Consider the following 14,591-nt stretch of genomic DNA (forward strand, 5'->3'; position numbering starts at 1 on the left):
CGCGGCTTCAGGTACTCGCCGAGCGGCCGGCCCAGGGGTCGTAGTCGGCGATCAGGGCTTCTTGCGCCGGGCGCTCGGCATCCGGAATGTGCTGCAGATTCACGCGGACGCGGTACCAGAGCGAACTCGACCCGCGCATGCCGTCGATGAGCACGTCGGCGGGGTGGAGTTGCTCGGATGCGTCGGGATGCCGCTTTCTCCACGTCTCGAGGGCGTCGAGCGCCTCGGGCTTCGTCTTGGTGCGCGCGACCTCGATGAGGGGCATGGTCGAGGCGCGCCGACCGGAACCGTCGGAGCCGCGCGGCGGCTTCTCGGCGGGGCCGAGCTCCTTCGCGAGGGCGAGGAGGGCGTCGAGCGACCCCGCGGCATCGTCGATGCCGGTGTGCGGGTCGCCGATCGCGCGGAACCGGTCGGGCACGGTGAGGACGGTGAACTCCTCGGGGCGCCGGTCGCGCACCTCGTCCCAGGTGAGGGGAGTGGAGACGCGGGCGTCGGGGAGCGGCCGGATCGAGTAGGCCGATGCCACCGTGCGGTCCTTGGCGTTCTGGTTGAAGTCGACGAAGACGCTCTCGCCGCGCTCCTCCTTCCACCAGCGGGCCGTCGCGAGTCCGGGCGCGCGATTCTCGACCTCGCGGGCGAGGGTCTCCGCGGCGAGGCGCACGTCGGCGTACTCCCAGTCGGGGCGGATGCGCACGAGGATGTGCAGGCCGCGCGAGCCGGAGGTCTTCGGCCACCCGGTGAGGCCGTGATCCTCGAGCACCTCGCGGGCGATGAACGCGACGTCGACGATCTGCGCCCAAGCCACACCGGGCATGGGGTCGAGGTCGACGCGGAGTTCGTCGGGGTGGTCGAGGTCTTCGGCGCGCACGGGGTGCGGGTTGAGGTCGAGGCAGCCGAGGTTGACGACCCACGCCAGGCCCGCGGCATCCCGGATCACCGTCTCTTCGGCGGAGGTGCCCGAGGCGTAGCGCAGCGTCGCCGTGTCGATGAAGGCGGGGTGCTTCTCGGGGACGCGCTTCTGGAAGAAGGGCTCCTGGTCGAGGCCCTTCGAGAAGCGCTTCAATACCATCGGGCGTCCGCCTGCTCCGCGCAGTGCGCCGTCGGCGACGGCGAGGTAGTAGCGCACGAGATCGAGCTTCGTGAGGCCGGGCTCGGCGAAGACGACGCGGTCGGGGCTGGTGACGCGCACCTCGTGTCCGTCGATGTCGAGGATCTCAGCCGGGGTCTTGGCGGGGCTCATGCAGCGACGCTAGTGCCGTCGCCCTCGGCGGGCAGACCCCTTGCGGCCCGCGGGCGGGGTGAGGGCGTTTCCGTCCCGGGGCGCGAGGGGGTACGGCGGGCCCGTCCCGTCCGGCCGCGCGCGAGGGGGGTGCGGCGGACCCGTTCCGTCCGCGGCCGCGCGCGAGGGGTGCCGCGGGGTTGTTCCGGCCGAGGCAGCGCGCGAGGGTGGACGGCGGGGTTGTTCGGACCGCGGCCGCGCGCGAGGGGTGCGGCGGGTGCTCGCATAAACGCGATTCGCGGGGAGAAACGCGTTGAGCTGGCGTTTCTTCCCGCCGATCGCGTTTATCGCGACCCCCGGGAGTCGCAGGATGCCGCGGCGGGCCCGCGTCGGCCGTGCTGCGCGCGAGGGGGTGCGGCGGGTGCTCGCATAAACGTGATTCGCGGGGAGAAACGCGTTGTGCGGGCGTTTCTTCCCGCCGATCGCGTTTATCGCGACCCCCCCCGGGAGTCGCAGGATGCCGCGGCGGCGACGACGAAGGGCCACCCCGAAACGGGACGGCCCTTCGTGCAGAGCGGTGCGTCAGTTGTTGCCGCGGATGATCGCGATCATGCGCAGGATCTCGACGTACAGCCACACGACGGTGACCATGATGCCGAAGGCGCCGACCCAGCCGTAGACGCGCGGGGCGCCGTTGCGGACGCCGCGCTGGATCTGGTCGAAGTCGAGCACCAGCGAGTACGCGGCCATGATGACGACGAGCACGCCGAGGATCAGGCCGATCGGGATGCCGGCGATGGTGGCGCTACGCAGCCCGAACGCCATGCCGTCGGGCAGCACGCCGAACAGCATCAGGCCGAGGTTCAGGAGGCTGAACACGAGGTAGCCGACCATCGCGATCATGAAGATCTTCGTGGCGCGCTTAGAGGCGCGGATCTTGCCGCTGGCGAAGAGCGCGAGAGTCACACCGACGACCGAGAGGGTCGCAAGCGTCGCCTGCACGACGATGCCGGGCAGCTGGAACTCGAAGAACGCCGAGATGCCGCCGATGAACAGACCCTCGAACGCCGCGTAGGCGACGAAGACGGGGACGGACGGCTTCTTCTTGAAGGTCGCCACCAGGGCCAGGACGAAGCCGACGAGGCCACCGATGATCATCGGTGCGGCGCTCGGGCGCGGGTTGGCGGCGGTGACACCGCTCATCGTCCAGATCCAGCCGACGACGGCGGTAACGACGAGGATGCCGAACAGCGCCAGTGTCTTCATGACGGTGTCTTCGACCGTCATGCGGCCGGTGTCGACGGCGCTCGCCGACGGGGCCGAGTAGGCGCCTTCGATCGACGCGGCGGCGGCAGGATCGACGGCCGGGGGCGGGCTGTAGCGCGTGTTGGCGCCACCGGCTCGAGGGTCCTGGAACGCCGGGGTATTGAATGCCGGGTTGTTGAGGGCCACGGGAACTCACACTCCAAAGATGGTGATCACAGCACCGTGCTGTCAGACAACACTAGCCGAGCAGCGCGTCGGAATCCTTGTGCTGACTGGGATTCTGCTATGAGCGATACTGTCGTTCACCCGGGGCTCGTACGCTTCCCGGGTGTCCCTCGTCATCGGCCATCGCGGTTCGCCCGGATACCTCCCGGAGCACTCGCGCAGCTCCTACCTGCTCGCGATCTCGGCGGGAGTGGATGCCGTCGAGCCCGATGTCGTCCCTTCGCGCGACGGCGTGCTGGTGGTGCGGCATGAGAACGAGATCGGTGCGACCACCGACATATCGGTACGGCCGGAGTTCGCCGACCGCCGCACGACGAAGGTCGTCGACGGCGAGCGGATGACCGGCTGGTTCATCGAAGACCTGACCTGGGACGAGCTCCGGACGCTCCGGTGCCGCGAGCGGATCCCTGCCCTCCGTCCCGACAGTGCGGCGCACGACGACACCGAGCCCCTGCTGCGGCTACGCGACGTGCTCGACATCGCGCGGGCCGGCGGCGTCGGCGTGGTGCTCGAGATCAAGCACGCGGCATCCTTCGCCCGGCTCGGCTTCGACATGGCGGCGCTCGTCGAGGCGGAGCTGCGAGAGGCGGGATGGATGGATGCCGTCGACGCCCTCGTCATCGAGTCGTTCGAGCCGCTGGTGCTGGCGCGGCTGCGGGAGCGCGGCATCCGGGTCCCCCTCATCCAGCTCGTCGACCGAGACGGGGCGCCGTGGGATCTGCGCGCGCGCGACGGTGCCGAGGCAGTGACGTACGCATCGATGCTCACTGCGCGGGGCCTCGACGCGCTTGCAGCCGAGGTCGACGGCCTCAGCGTCGACAAGGGCCTGCTGTGGGATATCCCCGAGCTGGCGCGGGAAGCGAAGGCGCGCGGGCTGACCGTCTTCGCGTACACGTGCCGACCGGAGAACGCGTTTCTGCTGCCGACCTATCGCCTGCCGGGCGGTGACGCGGCCTTCGGCGACTACCGGCGCGAATGGGCGGTGTTGCGCGAGGCCGAACTCGACGGGGTGTTCGTCGACCACCCCGACCTGGGGGTGGAGTTCTTCCGGCCGTGATCGTGGGCGGCCGGGCGGGCCGGGCTCCGGAGAAGTCGATCGTCTCGGCCGCTCGCGGGCGCGGAGTGCGCCGCTGCGCGGGTGGTTCTCCGGAGCCCGGCACGCGAGCCGCGGGGAGCCTACCCGCGCGGCGGGGTGGCCGGGCGGGCCGGACTCCGGAGAAGTCGATCGTCTCGGCCGCTCGGGGGCGCGGAGTGCGCCGCTGCGCGGGTGGTTCTCCGGAGCCCGGCACGCGAGCCGCGGGGAGCCTGCCCGCGCGGCGGGGTGTGCGTGCGCGCGTCGGGGTGGGCGTGCGGCGGCGGGGTTCACCGCACTCCGGAGGATCCGGCTGAATCCGGCTGCGGGCGCGTAGTCGGGGCTGCTGGGGCCCGGCTTCTCCGGAGCCCGGCACGCGCGCGGCGGCTGACGCGAGCCGCCTGCACCCACCATCCGGCACGCGAGCACGAGCGGACAAACCCCGCGCAACCCCGCCGTGCGGCCCGGTCTGCCGCGCGAGGATGACCGCATGACGGTGGACGTGACGGTGGTCGGTGGCGGCATCTCGGGGCTCGCGTGCGCGCGGGCGGTGCGGGATGCCGGGCGCACGGTGCGAGTGCTCGATCGCGGGCGCCGCGTGGGTGGGCGCCTGGCGAGCCGGACGATCGACGGGCGCCCCGTCGACCTCGGCGCCTCGTACTTCGTCGTCGGTGAGGCCGAGGACTTCGCCCACGTCGTCGCGGACTGGGAGGAGCGCGAGCTCGCTCGCCCGTGGACGGATACGTTCCAGGTCATCGATGCCTACGGCACGAAGACGCCGAAGCCCGGGCCGATGCGGTGGGCGGCCCCGCTCGGACTCCGCACGCTCGCGCTGGATCTCGCCGAGGGGCTCGACGTCGAGACGGAACGGCTCGTCGAACGGGCGGTGCCGTACCGGGTCGACGACGAGGACGCGGGCGAGGTCGTGCTCGCGATGCCCGCGCCCCAGGCCGCCCGCCTGACGGGGGACGCTCCGGGCGGGTCGCAGGAGTGGGATCCCGTGATCGCGGTGGTGCTGCGGTGGGACGAACGGCAGTGGGATGCCGACCTGCACGGTGCCTTCGCCGACGGCGACGCCGACGTCACCTTCATCGCCGATGACGGTGACCGGCGTGGCGACGGCGCCCCCGTGCTCGTCGTGCACACCACGGCCGATCGAGCGCGTCGGCATCTCGACGATCCCGACGGGGCGATCGCCCCCGTGCTCGCCGCGACGCGCCGCCTGCTGCGCATCGACGCCGAGCCCGCGGCCGCGCGCGCTCACCGCTGGACGTTCGCACGCCCGTCCGAGACCACGGGCGAGCCCTTCTTCCGCTCGCCCGGACTCTCGGCCTGCGGTGACGCCTGGGGTGACAGCGCCGCCGTGCGCACCGCGTGGACCTCGGGCGACGCGCTCGGGCGGGCCGTGGCGGCATCCTGAGTCCGGCGGTGCCGGGCCGAGACGAACGAGCCCACGGCAGCGCCGACACGCGCGGGCGTCGGCGCCGCCCCGATTCCCGATCGTGCCGCGGAATCGCCCGCCGGTCGCGCGCTCGGGGCGGCCCCTCCGGCGGGGGCGGTGTCGGAGGCCCCCTCTAGGGTGGGGCGCATGGATGCCGGTATCGACGTCGCAGGGGTGAAACGGTCGTTCGGGGCGGTCCACGCCGTCCGCGAGGTCACGTTCACGGCGGCGCCGGGGCGGGTGACCGGTCTCGTCGGCCCGAACGGGTCGGGCAAGACGACGCTGATGCTCATGCTCGCGTCGCTGCTGCGTCCCGACGAGGGGCGCATGCGTCTCGGCGGCGTCGACCCGGTGGCCGATCCGGCAGCAGTCCGGCGGCTCCTCGGATGGATGCCGGATTCCCTCGGCGCCTGGCCGAGCCTCACCGCGCGCGAGGTGCTCGTCGCCACCGCACAGCTCTACGACCTGACGCGCGAGGCCGCGCGCACCCGCGCCGACGAACTGCTCGAGCTCGTGGATCTGAACGCGCTCGCCGCCTCGCCGGCGCGGGTCCTCTCGCGCGGGCAGAAGCAGCGCCTCGCCCTCGCGCGGGCGCTCGTGCACGACCCGCGGGTGCTGCTGCTCGACGAGCCGGCATCGGGCCTCGATCCGCAGGCCCGCATCGCGCTGCGCGTGCTGCTGCGACGCCTCGCGGCGGAGGGGCGCACGATCCTGATCTCGAGTCACGTGCTGTACGAACTCGAGGAGGTCGTCGACGACGCGGTGTTCCTCGTCGAAGGGCGCACGGTCGGCAGCGATCGCATCGCGGCGGCTGCCACCCGGGTTCGCGTGTGGCGCGTGCGTGCGGCCGCCGACACCGCCCGGCCGATGGATGCCGTCCGCCTCGACATCGCGTCCGCTCTCGGCCGCACGGGGCCCGAGGTGGGCGTCGACCGCCGCGATGTGCTCGTGCCGTTCGCCGACGAGGCCGCCGCGGTCGCTGGGCTTCGTTCGTTGGTCAGCGCCGGGCTGCCGATCGTGGAGTTCGCGCCGGCGGTCGGCGATCTCGAGCACGCGTTCCTCGATCTGAGAGCCGACGCAGCGGGCGCCCCCGACGCGGCCTCGACGCCCCGGTCTTCCCCGGGTGCCGCTCCGACTCCCGAGTCGGCGCACCCCTCGCCTCGTTCGCCCTCACCGTCGCCCGGTGCGCCGCCGAGACCGGCCGCCCCGCCCGGGAGCCGGTCCGACGACGGGAGCAGCGCATGAACCTCCACCGCCTTCGCACGATCGTCGGGATCGAGCTGCGACAGCGCGTGCGCTCCGTCGCCTGGTACGTCCTGCTCGGCGTCTTCGCCGTCATCCTGGTCGGGTTGCTGGTGCTGTCGTTCGCCTCGTTCTCACTGTGGAGCGGTGGCAACGAGCTGTTCTTCTCGTTCGTCATCATGCTGGTGCTGTTGCTCGTGCTGCTCGTGTCGCCGACGTTGAGCGGCAGCGCCGTCAACGGCGATCGGGATGCCGCGACCCTCGCGCCCGTGCAGATCACCCTCGCCACCACGGTCGAGATCGTCGTCGGCAAGTTCCTCGCCGCCTGGATCTCGGGACTCGCGTTCCTCGTGGTCGCTCTGCCCTTCCTGCTCGTGTCGACGTTCGCGGGCGAACTGAATCCGCTGGTCATCCTCACGTCGCTGCTGATCCTGGTGATCGAGGTGGGAATCGTCGCGGCGATCGGTGTCGGTCTGAGCGCGATCGTCGCCCGGCCGCTCTTCTCCGTCGCGAGCACTTATCTCATCGTCGCCGCCCTGACGATCGGCACCCTCCTGGCCTTCGGTCTCGGGTCGACGGCGTTGCGATCGACGCAGGAGACCGTGGTGCGCGACATCGACGTCGACTCGGTGCCGGTGGGATGCAACCCCTACGGTCCCAGCGACCGGGAGGGGTGTCCGTCGCCCTCGGAGATCGGGTGCGTCGAGACGACCTCGTATCGGGAGGTGCCGCGCTTCGACCGGGTGTGGTGGCTGCTCGCCGCGAACCCGTTCGTCATCCTGGCCGATGCGACGCCGCCCACGTACGACGAGGAGTACGGCTCGCCGAGTGATCTGTTCTCGCAGATCGCGTACGGCGTCCGCTTCGCGCAGATCCCACCCGAGCCTCGCGAGGTGGTGCAGTCGTGCGGGCAGTACCTCTCGCAGGATCAGCCCCCGTACGAGACGCCCGAGCAGCAGATCGCCGGGACGACCCCGAGCTGGTTCGTCGGTCTGCTCGTTCAGGTCGTGCTCGCCGGCGGTCTGATGGCTTGGGGGATCGCCCGTACGCGGACGCCGGCGAAGCGACTGCCCCCGGGGACGCGTATCGCCTAGGAGCGCGTCGTCTCGCGCGCGGATATCGGCGGGGAGCACCGCCGGAGCCTCGCGTCGCGTGAGAGCGGAACGGCTCGCGCGCGGGGTCTGGCGCGGCGACTGTCTCCGGGGACGCGTATCGCGCAGCAGTGCGAGGCGGCGCGTGCGAACGCTGATGGCCGCAGCGCGGGCCTCGGGGCGCGTCGCCAGTCGAGCCTCAGCGCGGGAGCCCGGACACCGCCGCTGGTGGGTCCGCCGCGCAGCCGCTCCGCGAGCTCCGGCGACCTTTCAGCGCAGCCGCTCCGCGAGCGACGCCGACCCTTCAGCGCAGTCGCTCCGCGAGCGACGCCGACCCTTCAGCGCAGCCGCTCCGCGAGTGCCATGGCATCCCACGGCGCCCGTCCGCGCGCATCGTTGTCGAAGTACGCGTAGACGTCGCGGGGCAGCCCGTCGGGCGTTGCCGAGCCGTCGAGCCAGCCCCGGATGCGATCGGCCCACGTGTCGAGCTCGGCGTCGGTGTACCCGCTGGCGTAGAGCTCGCGAGAGCCGTGGAGGCGCACGTAGACGTGATCGGCGGTGACGGCGTCGAACGCCGGCCAGCGTCCGGCCGTGTCGGCGAGCACGAGGGCGACGTCGTGCGCGCGCAGCACCTCCACGGCGCGCGGGTCGGCGAACGACGCCGAGCGGGGTTCGAGCGCGTGACGCAGCGGCACATCGCTCTCGATGTCGAGCCAGGTGCGTCCGTCGAGCCGCTGGTCGTGGTTTCGGGCCAGCGCGAGGGCGTCACCGCTGGTTCGCGGCAGCTGTGCGAGGAAGTCGTCGAGGACACCGGCGTCGAATTCGAGGCGCTCGGGGAGCTGCCAGAGGAACGGGCCGAGCGTCGGTCCGAGGGCGAGCACGCCGGAGGCGAAGAAGTTCGCGAGCGCGGTGTGCACGCCGACGAGCCGCAGCATGTGCGTGACGTACCGCGAGCCCTTCACGGCGAACACGAACCCGTCGGGCACCTCGGCGCGCCAGCGCTGGTAGCTGGACGGCCGCTGCAGGGAGTAGAACGACCCGTTCAGCTCGACGCTCGGCATCCGCTCGGCGGCGTACGCGAGCTCGCGCCGCTGCACGAGCCCGCGCGGGTAGAAGTCGCCGCGCCAGCGCGGATACCGCCACCCCGAGATGCCGACGAACGCCGAGGCGGTCAGGCGTGGCCCTCCGCGGCGGGGAATCCGGGGTCGGGCTCGAGGGCGTCACCGGTGTGATCGTCGAGGTTCACGTGCTCCTCGGCCTGCGCGGCGTCTTCGCGCACGTCGTCGGTCACCGCATCGGTGGGGGCGGCGGAGTCGGCGCGGGCGTCGTCGGCGTGACGGGACGGGATGTCAGGAGTGCTCATGCGCCCACGGTGCCCCACGTGCACGGCGCGGTGTACCGGCTTGACAGCGCGGTCGTCTCGCTCGTTGAGAGGGCGTCGCCGGGGGCGAGGCCGTGCTGCGGGGCGGGTCGCGGCGGGTTTGGGGCGTGATCGGCGAGTTGGGGCGTGATTCTGCCGCCCCGACGTGCGAAAGCCGCCCCAACCCGGGTACTCCTGCTCCAGGGTGCGAATCACGCCCCAAACCCGGTCTTGCCGCTCTGGGCGTGCGCTGCTTGAGTCGGGGCGAGGTTTGGGGCGTGATCGGCGTCTTGGGGCGTGATTTCTCCGCCCCGACGTGCCGAACACGCCTCAAACCCGGCCCTTCGGCTCCGGGCGCACGCGGGCAAGATTGACGCGCTCAGTCGGTGGCATCCGGAATCGACGGTGCCGCCGCCGGCCACGCCGGCAGCGGATCGTCGAACGTCACCCACGCCGAGGGACCGGCGGCGAGTTCGTCGTCGGTGAGCGCCGCCTGGTCGAGCAGGTGCGCCAGCTTCGGGGCCGACAGATCGAGGCCGGTGAATGCGATCTCCTGCCCCATGCCCATGCGGCCGTCGTCGGCACCCAGCGGCTCGATCCACATCGCCGACCCCACGTGCTCCCAGCGGCCGAGGATGCCGGGACGCGACGCGAGGCGGCAGAATCCGGCGGAGCGCACGAGGCGTCCGGCCGCGCCGTCGTCGAGACGGTCGAGGGTGGCCGACAGGCGCGCGGGATGGAACGGGCGCAGCTGCTCGTAGCGCAGGGTCATGACGCGGTTGTCGCTCATGTAGGGGTCGTGTTCGCCGTTCAACGCGCGCACCCAGCCGGCGCGCTCGAGGATCTCGCCCTCGTGCGCCGCTTCGGACCGCAGATCGCTGAGGGGATCGCGTGAGAGCCGCACGACGGCGGCGGGGTTCAGGTGCGAGGCGAGCGCCATCTGCACGGCCAGCGCGGGCGTGGGCACCTGCTCCCAGTTGATCCAGACGATGCGGGTCGCCAGCTCCAACGCGAGCGCGGCCTGACGCGCGCGCGCGCCCACGTCGCCCCGGGTGTCTCCCACGCGGACGGATGCCACGAGCGGGGCGTCGTCGAGCAGGTCGCCGATCATGTGCCGGGCGTCGACCACGCACACCGCCTCGACCTCGGCGCCGCCGCGCGCGCCGATCGCGTGGACGAGGTCGACGTCGCTGCCGAGGTCGACGACGACGTTCTCGTCGGCCGGACGGGGGCGCGGGTGCGGCAGGGCGTGCGGGGAGCGCAGGTCGGCGTATCGCAGCAGGTGCAGGGACCGGTCCAGGGCGGCGGCGGTGCGTTCGGCGTAGGCGCGGCGTTCGGGGGCGCAGACGCCCATGACGGCGATCGTTCGGCTCATGGCATCCACCTCTCATTTGTCAGGGAGCTCTCGACACCCTACCGTTTTGTTGAGAACGGTTATCAACAAGGAGGATGCCATGAAGGTTCGCGCGTCGATCAAGTCGCTCAAGAAGCAGCCCGCTGCGCAGGTCGTGCGTCGCCGCGGCAAGGTGTTCGTCATCAACAAGCTGAACCCGCGATTCAAGGGGCGCCAGGGGTGATGTGCGCGGGGTCTCGATAACGCGAACGAGAACCGTTCCCGATTGCGTGAACACATTGCAATCTGTGCATGTGTGTGGTGTCGTGGATGCCGTGGACATGATCGCCGGGCTCGACGAGGCCGCGGAGCTGTTCAAGGTTCTCGGCAACGAGTCGCGTCTCGCGCTCGTGTGGCTGCTGAGCCGTGAGCCGCTCACGGTCGGCGCGCTCGCCGACCAGGCCGGCCTGTCGCAACCGCTGGTGTCGCAACACCTGCGGACGCTGCGGCAGGCGGGGCTGGTGAGTTCGGAACGCGAGGGCAAAGAGATCCGCTACGCCCTCGCCGACCAGCACGTCGCGCACGTCGTGCTCGATGCGATCGCCCACGCACAAGAACCGACCGACCAGGGGAACGAACAATGAGCATCGCTGAGACCCACGCCGAGCACTCCGTCGACGAGCACGCCCACGGCGACGACTGCGGCCACCAGAAGATCCAGCACGGCGACCACGTCGACTACGTGCACGGCACGCACCACCACGCCCTGCACGGCGACCACTACGACGAGCACGAGTCAAAGGCAGAGCACGGCGTCGACGAGCACCGCCACGGCGACGACTGCGGTCACGAGAAGGTCGAGCACGGCGACCACGCCGACTACGTGCACGACGGACACCGTCACGCGCTGCACAGCGACCACTACGACGAGCACTGAGCTCGAGCGGCATCCCGTGTCACGAGCGCGGGATGCCGGAAGTCGGGGCCCGCTTCTCCGTCGGGGGAGGCGGGTCCTTCGCGTCTGCGCGCACGGGAGCGGACCGGCACGCTCAACGCCCTGTTGCGGTCGCCCTGGTGGTGGGGGCGCAGGCCGGGCCCCCGGCGGGCGTCCGGGTGCTGACGTCAGGGGAGTGGGGCCCCGTCAGACCTGCACGCGGAACGAGCGCCCCTCGAACGTCACGACGTCGCCCGCCTGCAGCTGGCGTCCGCGGCGGCGATCGATCTCGCCGTTGACCTTCACGTAACCGTCGATGATGGCTTCTTTGACGTCGCCGCCGGAGTCGAGCATGCCGGCGTACTTCATGAACGAGCCGAGGCGGATCATCTCGCTGCCGACGGGGACATCCTGGGGTGCGGGGGAGGCCATGCCTCCAGCATGTCAGCACCGCGCGGACGAGGAGGGCCCGGGCTCAGCTCGATGACGACGTCTGGGCTGCCGTTCGCCAGCGCGCCACGTGCGGGGGCAGCTCGACGGTCAGGGTCACCCAGAATCGGTCGTCGTTCATCGCGCGATAGCCGGAATGAGAGGCGATGTTGCGCATCGTTCGCAGGGCTTTCGCGACCTCGTCAGGAGTATCCGCCAAGAACTCGGAGAACGCATCGGCTTCGAAAAGCGCTGCCGCGCGGATGATGGCGAGGGAGCCGCACGCGTAGGCGGGCGAGTTGCGGCGGAAGCGATCTCTCCCGCCGGTCGTCGCTTGATCGAGGAATGCGCTGATCGCCTCGACGCTGTCGAGAAAATTCTCCAGAGCGACCCGCGTGGTCTCAGGCGCCGCTCGCGGTCTCCGTGTGAACCGTTCGGTGGGCTGCGAGTCCGAGTCCGTCACAGCGCCGCCATCGGTGTCGAGTCGAGGAACGCCGGGCGTCGCTCGTCGTCGACGACGACATCGACGGGGAAGCCCGTGAGCTGCTCGACCGCGTCTGTGAAGGCGGCGATGTCGAAGTAGCCGCGGCCGCTGTCGACGCGTGCAAGGAGGTCGATGTCGGAGGTGAAGTGATCGGCGCCGGTGGCGACCGAACCGAAAACGCGGATCTCGCTGAGTCCGTAGCGCCGCCCCGCTTCGACGATCGCGGCAGCGCGCTCCTCGACAGCCACGCTCGGGCGGTAATCGGCCGCGCGCAGAAGACGCTCGAAGACGTCTTCGCTCGGGTTCCTCGTTCCGTTCTCGATCGCCGCCACATTCGGCTGACTCATCCCCGCCGCCCGCGCCAGCTCCGCCTGAGACATCCCGCGGTCGAGGCGAGCGGCGCGCACGAGTTGTGGAGCCCTGCTGCGATCGAAGCGCGTGGCCATGTTATACCTCCGCGATATAGCCTACCCGGAGCCGAGCATCGCCGACGAGGTTTCGACGCGACGGCGGGAGTCGAACCCGCCACGCCTTCGGTTATGAGCCGAGGCCCGGGACCGCCCGGATCGCCGCGATGTGCCCCCACGCTAACCCGAGGGGCGCGAGGGGTCGAAGAAGCGTTGCGAGACGTGACGCGATATGTCGCCGTGTGGCGTTCAGCCCGCGCGGCGGCCGTCGACGATCGCGCGCGTCGAGTGCTCGAGATGAGCGCGCACCGCTCGCTCGGGGTCGGCCAGGGCCTGCTCGACATAGGCGCGATGCTCGGCGCTGAGCGAGCCCGGCGCGTACGCCGGCCGCACGTGCGTGAGCAGCAGGTGCATCTCGGAGTCGAGGCGCCGGTACTCCTGCGCGATCCGAGGCGAGCCCGCCGCTTCGACCAGTGCGAGATGCACGCGCGCGTGCGCCGCGAGCGTCGCCGGCCAGTCGCCGGACTCCTCCGCTGCGGCGAGGTCATCGAGCGCCGCGTCGACGCCGGGGGGACGGATGCCGCGGTCGCGGACGGTCCGCAGCGCCTCGGTCTCGAGGGCGCACCGCAACTGCTGCAGGGCGACCAGGGCGTCGTCGTCGAGCGACGCGACGCGCACGCCGCGGTACGGCTCGGCGGTGGCGAGGCGCTCGCCGGTGAGTTTCGCGAGCGCGGTGCGCGCGGTATGGCGCGAGACGCCGTGGGTCGCGCTGAGTTCCTCCTCCCGAAGCGGGGTGCCCGGGGCGAGGTCGCCCGACAGGATGCCGGCCCGCACGGCGTCGGCGACCGCGTCGGCGGTGCGCGGGCCCGGGGCGGGTGTCGTCCTGCGGCGCGGGGGGATCGCGGGGGCGGTGTCCCCGCCCGGGGGAGGGGGGACCGCCGCGGAACCGCCTGCGCTGCCCCTGTCCGCGATCGGGTGAAGCGCGTCATGCGACACCGCGGCGGCGCCCTCGTTCACGTCACGCGCGGGCCGTGGCATCCGGAACCTCCTCACGCCGCCGCGACGGAGCCGAGACCACGGCGAGACCCACCGCGATGAGCGCGAGACCGACAGCGCCGACGGGCGTGAGCTGCTCGCGCAGCACGAACAGTCCGAGCAGGGTCGCGGCCAGAGGCTCCGCGAGGGTCAGGGTCGAGACCGTGACGGCGGTCAGGCGCGCCAGCCCCCAGCCGAACAGCAGATACGCGATCGTGGTCGTCACCACCCCGAGCCACAGGGCGAGCGCGAGGCCGTTCGGGGTGGCCAGCCACGATGCTCCGGCGATCAGCAGCATCGGAATGCTGGCCGCGGCGGCGACCCCGAAGACGGTGCCCATGACGCGCGTGGAGTCCCACCCCCTCTCGATGAGCGTCTTGCCGCACACGGTATACAGGGCGTACGACATTCCCGCTCCGGCCGACGCGAGCAGCCCGCCGGGGCCGAGAGCCACCGACCCGCCGGTCACGCCCGACACGAGCACGACGCCGGCCAGGGCGATGGCGGTGGCGAGCATCCACTGCGAGGAGGGGGCACGGCGCAGGCGGACGGCATCCACGATCCCCGTCGCGATCGGCGCCGAACCCAGCGCGACCACCGTGCCGATGGCGACGCCGTTCTCGCGCGTGCCGAGGAAGAACAACGGCTGGTAGGCCAGCACGCCGATCGCGCCGACGGCGATGAGCGCCGAGGTCGACGCGCGGGAGCCGCTCCGCGCACGCACGGGCGAGCGCCGCGCCAGGGCGATCAGGCCCAGGATGCCGCCTCCCACCACGATCCGCGCGGCACCGACCGCAAGCGGAGAGGCGTCGACCCCCGCGAGCGCCTGCGCGGTGCCCGTCGTCGAGAAGCACAGGGCCGCGGCGAGGACGGCGAGGGCGGGAAGCATGGATAGATTGTTACACAATCCGCTCGCTCGAGGGGTGGGCGCCGCGCCACGGAGGCCTGGCGTCACACGCTCCGCCCCGAGGAAACAATGGCGGCGCGCAGTGCTGCAGGGTCCCGCAGCCAGCGTCGTCGCCGTTCCGTCACCCGGCCCGCGGCACTCGACAC

17 protein-coding genes and 1 tRNA gene are annotated in these 14,591 nt (G+C 71.8%); 7 read left to right on the forward strand and 11 right to left on the reverse strand.

Translation table 11 applies throughout. The features are described from left to right. Nucleotides 1–7 precede the first annotated feature (7 nt). A complete protein-coding gene (ligD, locus tag AS029_RS02445) occupies nt 8–1,240 on the reverse strand; it encodes a non-homologous end-joining DNA ligase (RefSeq protein WP_058230982.1) in 1,233 nt (410 codons plus the stop codon). Nucleotides 1,241–1,801: 561 nt separating this feature from the next. Further along, a complete protein-coding gene (locus tag AS029_RS02450) occupies nt 1,802–2,671 on the reverse strand; it encodes a Bax inhibitor-1/YccA family protein (protein WP_058230983.1) in 870 nt (289 codons plus the stop codon). A 142-nt stretch (nt 2,672–2,813) separates the two neighbouring features. Between AS029_RS02450 and AS029_RS02455 the strand changes: the two genes are divergently transcribed. The 4 genes from AS029_RS02455 to AS029_RS02470 all read left to right on the forward strand — a co-directional run bounded on the left by AS029_RS02455 (nt 2,814) and on the right by AS029_RS02470 (nt 7,559). Then, nucleotides 2,814–3,767 carry a glycerophosphodiester phosphodiesterase family protein gene (locus AS029_RS02455; RefSeq protein WP_058230984.1) on the forward strand — a complete coding sequence of 318 codons (954 nt, stop codon included), beginning with the start codon at nt 2,814–2,816 and terminating at the stop codon, nt 3,765–3,767. A gap of 505 nt (nt 3,768–4,272) precedes the next feature. After that, nucleotides 4,273–5,202, forward strand: a complete 930-nt coding sequence (locus AS029_RS02460) for an NAD(P)/FAD-dependent oxidoreductase (protein WP_058230985.1) — start codon at nt 4,273–4,275, stop codon at nt 5,200–5,202. Between the two features lie 168 nt (nt 5,203–5,370). Beyond that, nucleotides 5,371–6,468 carry an ABC transporter ATP-binding protein gene (locus AS029_RS02465; protein ID WP_082642103.1) on the forward strand — a complete coding sequence of 366 codons (1,098 nt, stop codon included), beginning with the start codon at nt 5,371–5,373 and terminating at the stop codon, nt 6,466–6,468. Beyond that, nucleotides 6,465–7,559 (forward strand): ABC transporter permease, encoded by a 1,095-nt coding sequence (locus AS029_RS02470; RefSeq protein WP_058230986.1) that lies wholly within the window; start codon nt 6,465–6,467, stop codon nt 7,557–7,559. Before AS029_RS02465 ends, AS029_RS02470 begins: the two co-directional genes overlap by 4 nt. Nucleotides 7,560–7,894: 335 nt before the next feature. On the opposite strand, the gene AS029_RS02475 is transcribed toward AS029_RS02470, so the two are convergent. The 3 genes from AS029_RS02475 to AS029_RS02485 all read right to left on the reverse strand — a co-directional run bounded on the left by AS029_RS02475 (nt 7,895) and on the right by AS029_RS02485 (nt 10,291). Beyond that, nucleotides 7,895–8,731 (reverse strand): DUF72 domain-containing protein, encoded by an 837-nt coding sequence (locus AS029_RS02475; protein ID WP_058230987.1) that lies wholly within the window; start codon nt 8,729–8,731, stop codon nt 7,895–7,897. Continuing rightward, nucleotides 8,728–8,919 carry a hypothetical protein gene (locus AS029_RS02480; protein ID WP_058230988.1) on the reverse strand — a complete coding sequence of 64 codons (192 nt, stop codon included), beginning with the start codon at nt 8,917–8,919 and terminating at the stop codon, nt 8,728–8,730. Before AS029_RS02480 ends, AS029_RS02475 begins: the two co-directional genes overlap by 4 nt. A gap of 376 nt (nt 8,920–9,295) precedes the next feature. Then, nucleotides 9,296–10,291: a GTP-binding protein gene (locus AS029_RS02485; protein ID WP_058230989.1), complete on the reverse strand. Its 996-nt coding sequence runs from the start codon at nt 10,289–10,291 to the stop codon at nt 9,296–9,298. Nucleotides 10,292–10,370: 79 nt separating this feature from the next. Between AS029_RS02485 and ykgO the strand changes: the two genes are divergently transcribed. The 3 genes from ykgO to AS029_RS02500 all read left to right on the forward strand — a co-directional run bounded on the left by ykgO (nt 10,371) and on the right by AS029_RS02500 (nt 11,186). Continuing rightward, the gene (gene ykgO / locus AS029_RS02490) at nt 10,371–10,493 is read left to right on the forward strand and encodes a type B 50S ribosomal protein L36 (RefSeq protein WP_058230990.1); all 123 of its coding nucleotides are present in this window, start codon (nt 10,371–10,373) and stop codon (nt 10,491–10,493) included. A 91-nt stretch (nt 10,494–10,584) separates the two neighbouring features. After that, a complete protein-coding gene (locus tag AS029_RS02495; protein ID WP_175456625.1) occupies nt 10,585–10,893 on the forward strand; it encodes an ArsR/SmtB family transcription factor in 309 nt (102 codons plus the stop codon). Further along, on the forward strand, nt 10,890–11,186 hold the full coding sequence (locus tag AS029_RS02500; protein WP_058230992.1) for a hypothetical protein: 297 nt from the start codon (nt 10,890–10,892) through the stop codon (nt 11,184–11,186). The genes AS029_RS02495 and AS029_RS02500 overlap by 4 nt, the downstream gene beginning before the upstream one ends. A gap of 204 nt (nt 11,187–11,390) precedes the next feature. Here AS029_RS02500 and AS029_RS02505 read toward each other — a convergent pair whose 3' ends face one another. The 6 genes from AS029_RS02505 to AS029_RS02525 form a co-directional block, all read right to left on the reverse strand. After that, nucleotides 11,391–11,615 carry an RNA-binding S4 domain-containing protein gene (locus AS029_RS02505; RefSeq protein WP_058230993.1) on the reverse strand — a complete coding sequence of 75 codons (225 nt, stop codon included), beginning with the start codon at nt 11,613–11,615 and terminating at the stop codon, nt 11,391–11,393. Nucleotides 11,616–11,658: 43 nt separating this feature from the next. Further along, nucleotides 11,659–12,075, reverse strand: a complete 417-nt coding sequence (locus tag AS029_RS02510; protein WP_058230994.1) for a ribonuclease HepT family protein — start codon at nt 12,073–12,075, stop codon at nt 11,659–11,661. After that, complete coding sequence (locus AS029_RS02515; protein WP_058230995.1) at nt 12,072–12,542, reverse strand: helix-turn-helix domain-containing protein; 471 nt, start codon at nt 12,540–12,542, stop codon at nt 12,072–12,074. Before AS029_RS02515 ends, AS029_RS02510 begins: the two co-directional genes overlap by 4 nt. Nucleotides 12,543–12,597: 55 nt before the next feature. Then, a tRNA-Met gene (locus AS029_RS17445) sits at nt 12,598–12,670 on the reverse strand. A gap of 82 nt (nt 12,671–12,752) precedes the next feature. After that, on the reverse strand, nt 12,753–13,541 hold the full coding sequence (locus tag AS029_RS02520) for a GntR family transcriptional regulator (RefSeq protein ID WP_175456616.1): 789 nt from the start codon (nt 13,539–13,541) through the stop codon (nt 12,753–12,755). Continuing rightward, complete coding sequence (locus tag AS029_RS02525) at nt 13,522–14,427, reverse strand: DMT family transporter (protein ID WP_058230996.1); 906 nt, start codon at nt 14,425–14,427, stop codon at nt 13,522–13,524. The genes AS029_RS02520 and AS029_RS02525 overlap by 20 nt, the downstream gene beginning before the upstream one ends. Nucleotides 14,428–14,591: the final 164 nt, after the last annotated feature.

The sequence above is a fragment of the Microbacterium enclense genome (assembly GCF_001456955.1).
GTDB lineage: Bacteria > Actinomycetota > Actinomycetes > Actinomycetales > Microbacteriaceae > Microbacterium > Microbacterium enclense.

Excerpts from the sequence above, each read along its gene's own strand:
- ykgO (WP_058230990.1), top strand. The coding sequence starts at position 10,371 with ATGAAGGTTCGCGCGTCGATCAAGTCGCTCAAGAAGCAGCCCGCTGCG.
- AS029_RS02525 (WP_058230996.1), bottom strand. The coding sequence starts at position 14,427 with ATGCTTCCCGCCCTCGCCGTCCTCGCCGCGGCCCTGTGCTTCTCGACG.
- AS029_RS02515 (WP_058230995.1), bottom strand. The coding sequence starts at position 12,542 with ATGGCCACGCGCTTCGATCGCAGCAGGGCTCCACAACTCGTGCGCGCC.
- AS029_RS02465 (WP_082642103.1), top strand. The coding sequence starts at position 5,371 with ATGGATGCCGGTATCGACGTCGCAGGGGTGAAACGGTCGTTCGGGGCG.
- AS029_RS02485 (WP_058230989.1), bottom strand. The coding sequence starts at position 10,291 with ATGAGCCGAACGATCGCCGTCATGGGCGTCTGCGCCCCCGAACGCCGC.
- AS029_RS02480 (WP_058230988.1), bottom strand. The coding sequence starts at position 8,919 with ATGAGCACTCCTGACATCCCGTCCCGTCACGCCGACGACGCCCGCGCC.
- AS029_RS02460 (WP_058230985.1), top strand. The coding sequence starts at position 4,273 with ATGACGGTGGACGTGACGGTGGTCGGTGGCGGCATCTCGGGGCTCGCG.
- ligD (WP_058230982.1), bottom strand. The coding sequence starts at position 1,240 with ATGAGCCCCGCCAAGACCCCGGCTGAGATCCTCGACATCGACGGACAC.
- AS029_RS02520 (WP_175456616.1), bottom strand. The coding sequence starts at position 13,541 with ATGCCACGGCCCGCGCGTGACGTGAACGAGGGCGCCGCCGCGGTGTCG.
- AS029_RS02500 (WP_058230992.1), top strand. The coding sequence starts at position 10,890 with ATGAGCATCGCTGAGACCCACGCCGAGCACTCCGTCGACGAGCACGCC.
- AS029_RS02505 (WP_058230993.1), bottom strand. The coding sequence starts at position 11,615 with ATGGCCTCCCCCGCACCCCAGGATGTCCCCGTCGGCAGCGAGATGATC.
- AS029_RS02470 (WP_058230986.1), top strand. The coding sequence starts at position 6,465 with ATGAACCTCCACCGCCTTCGCACGATCGTCGGGATCGAGCTGCGACAG.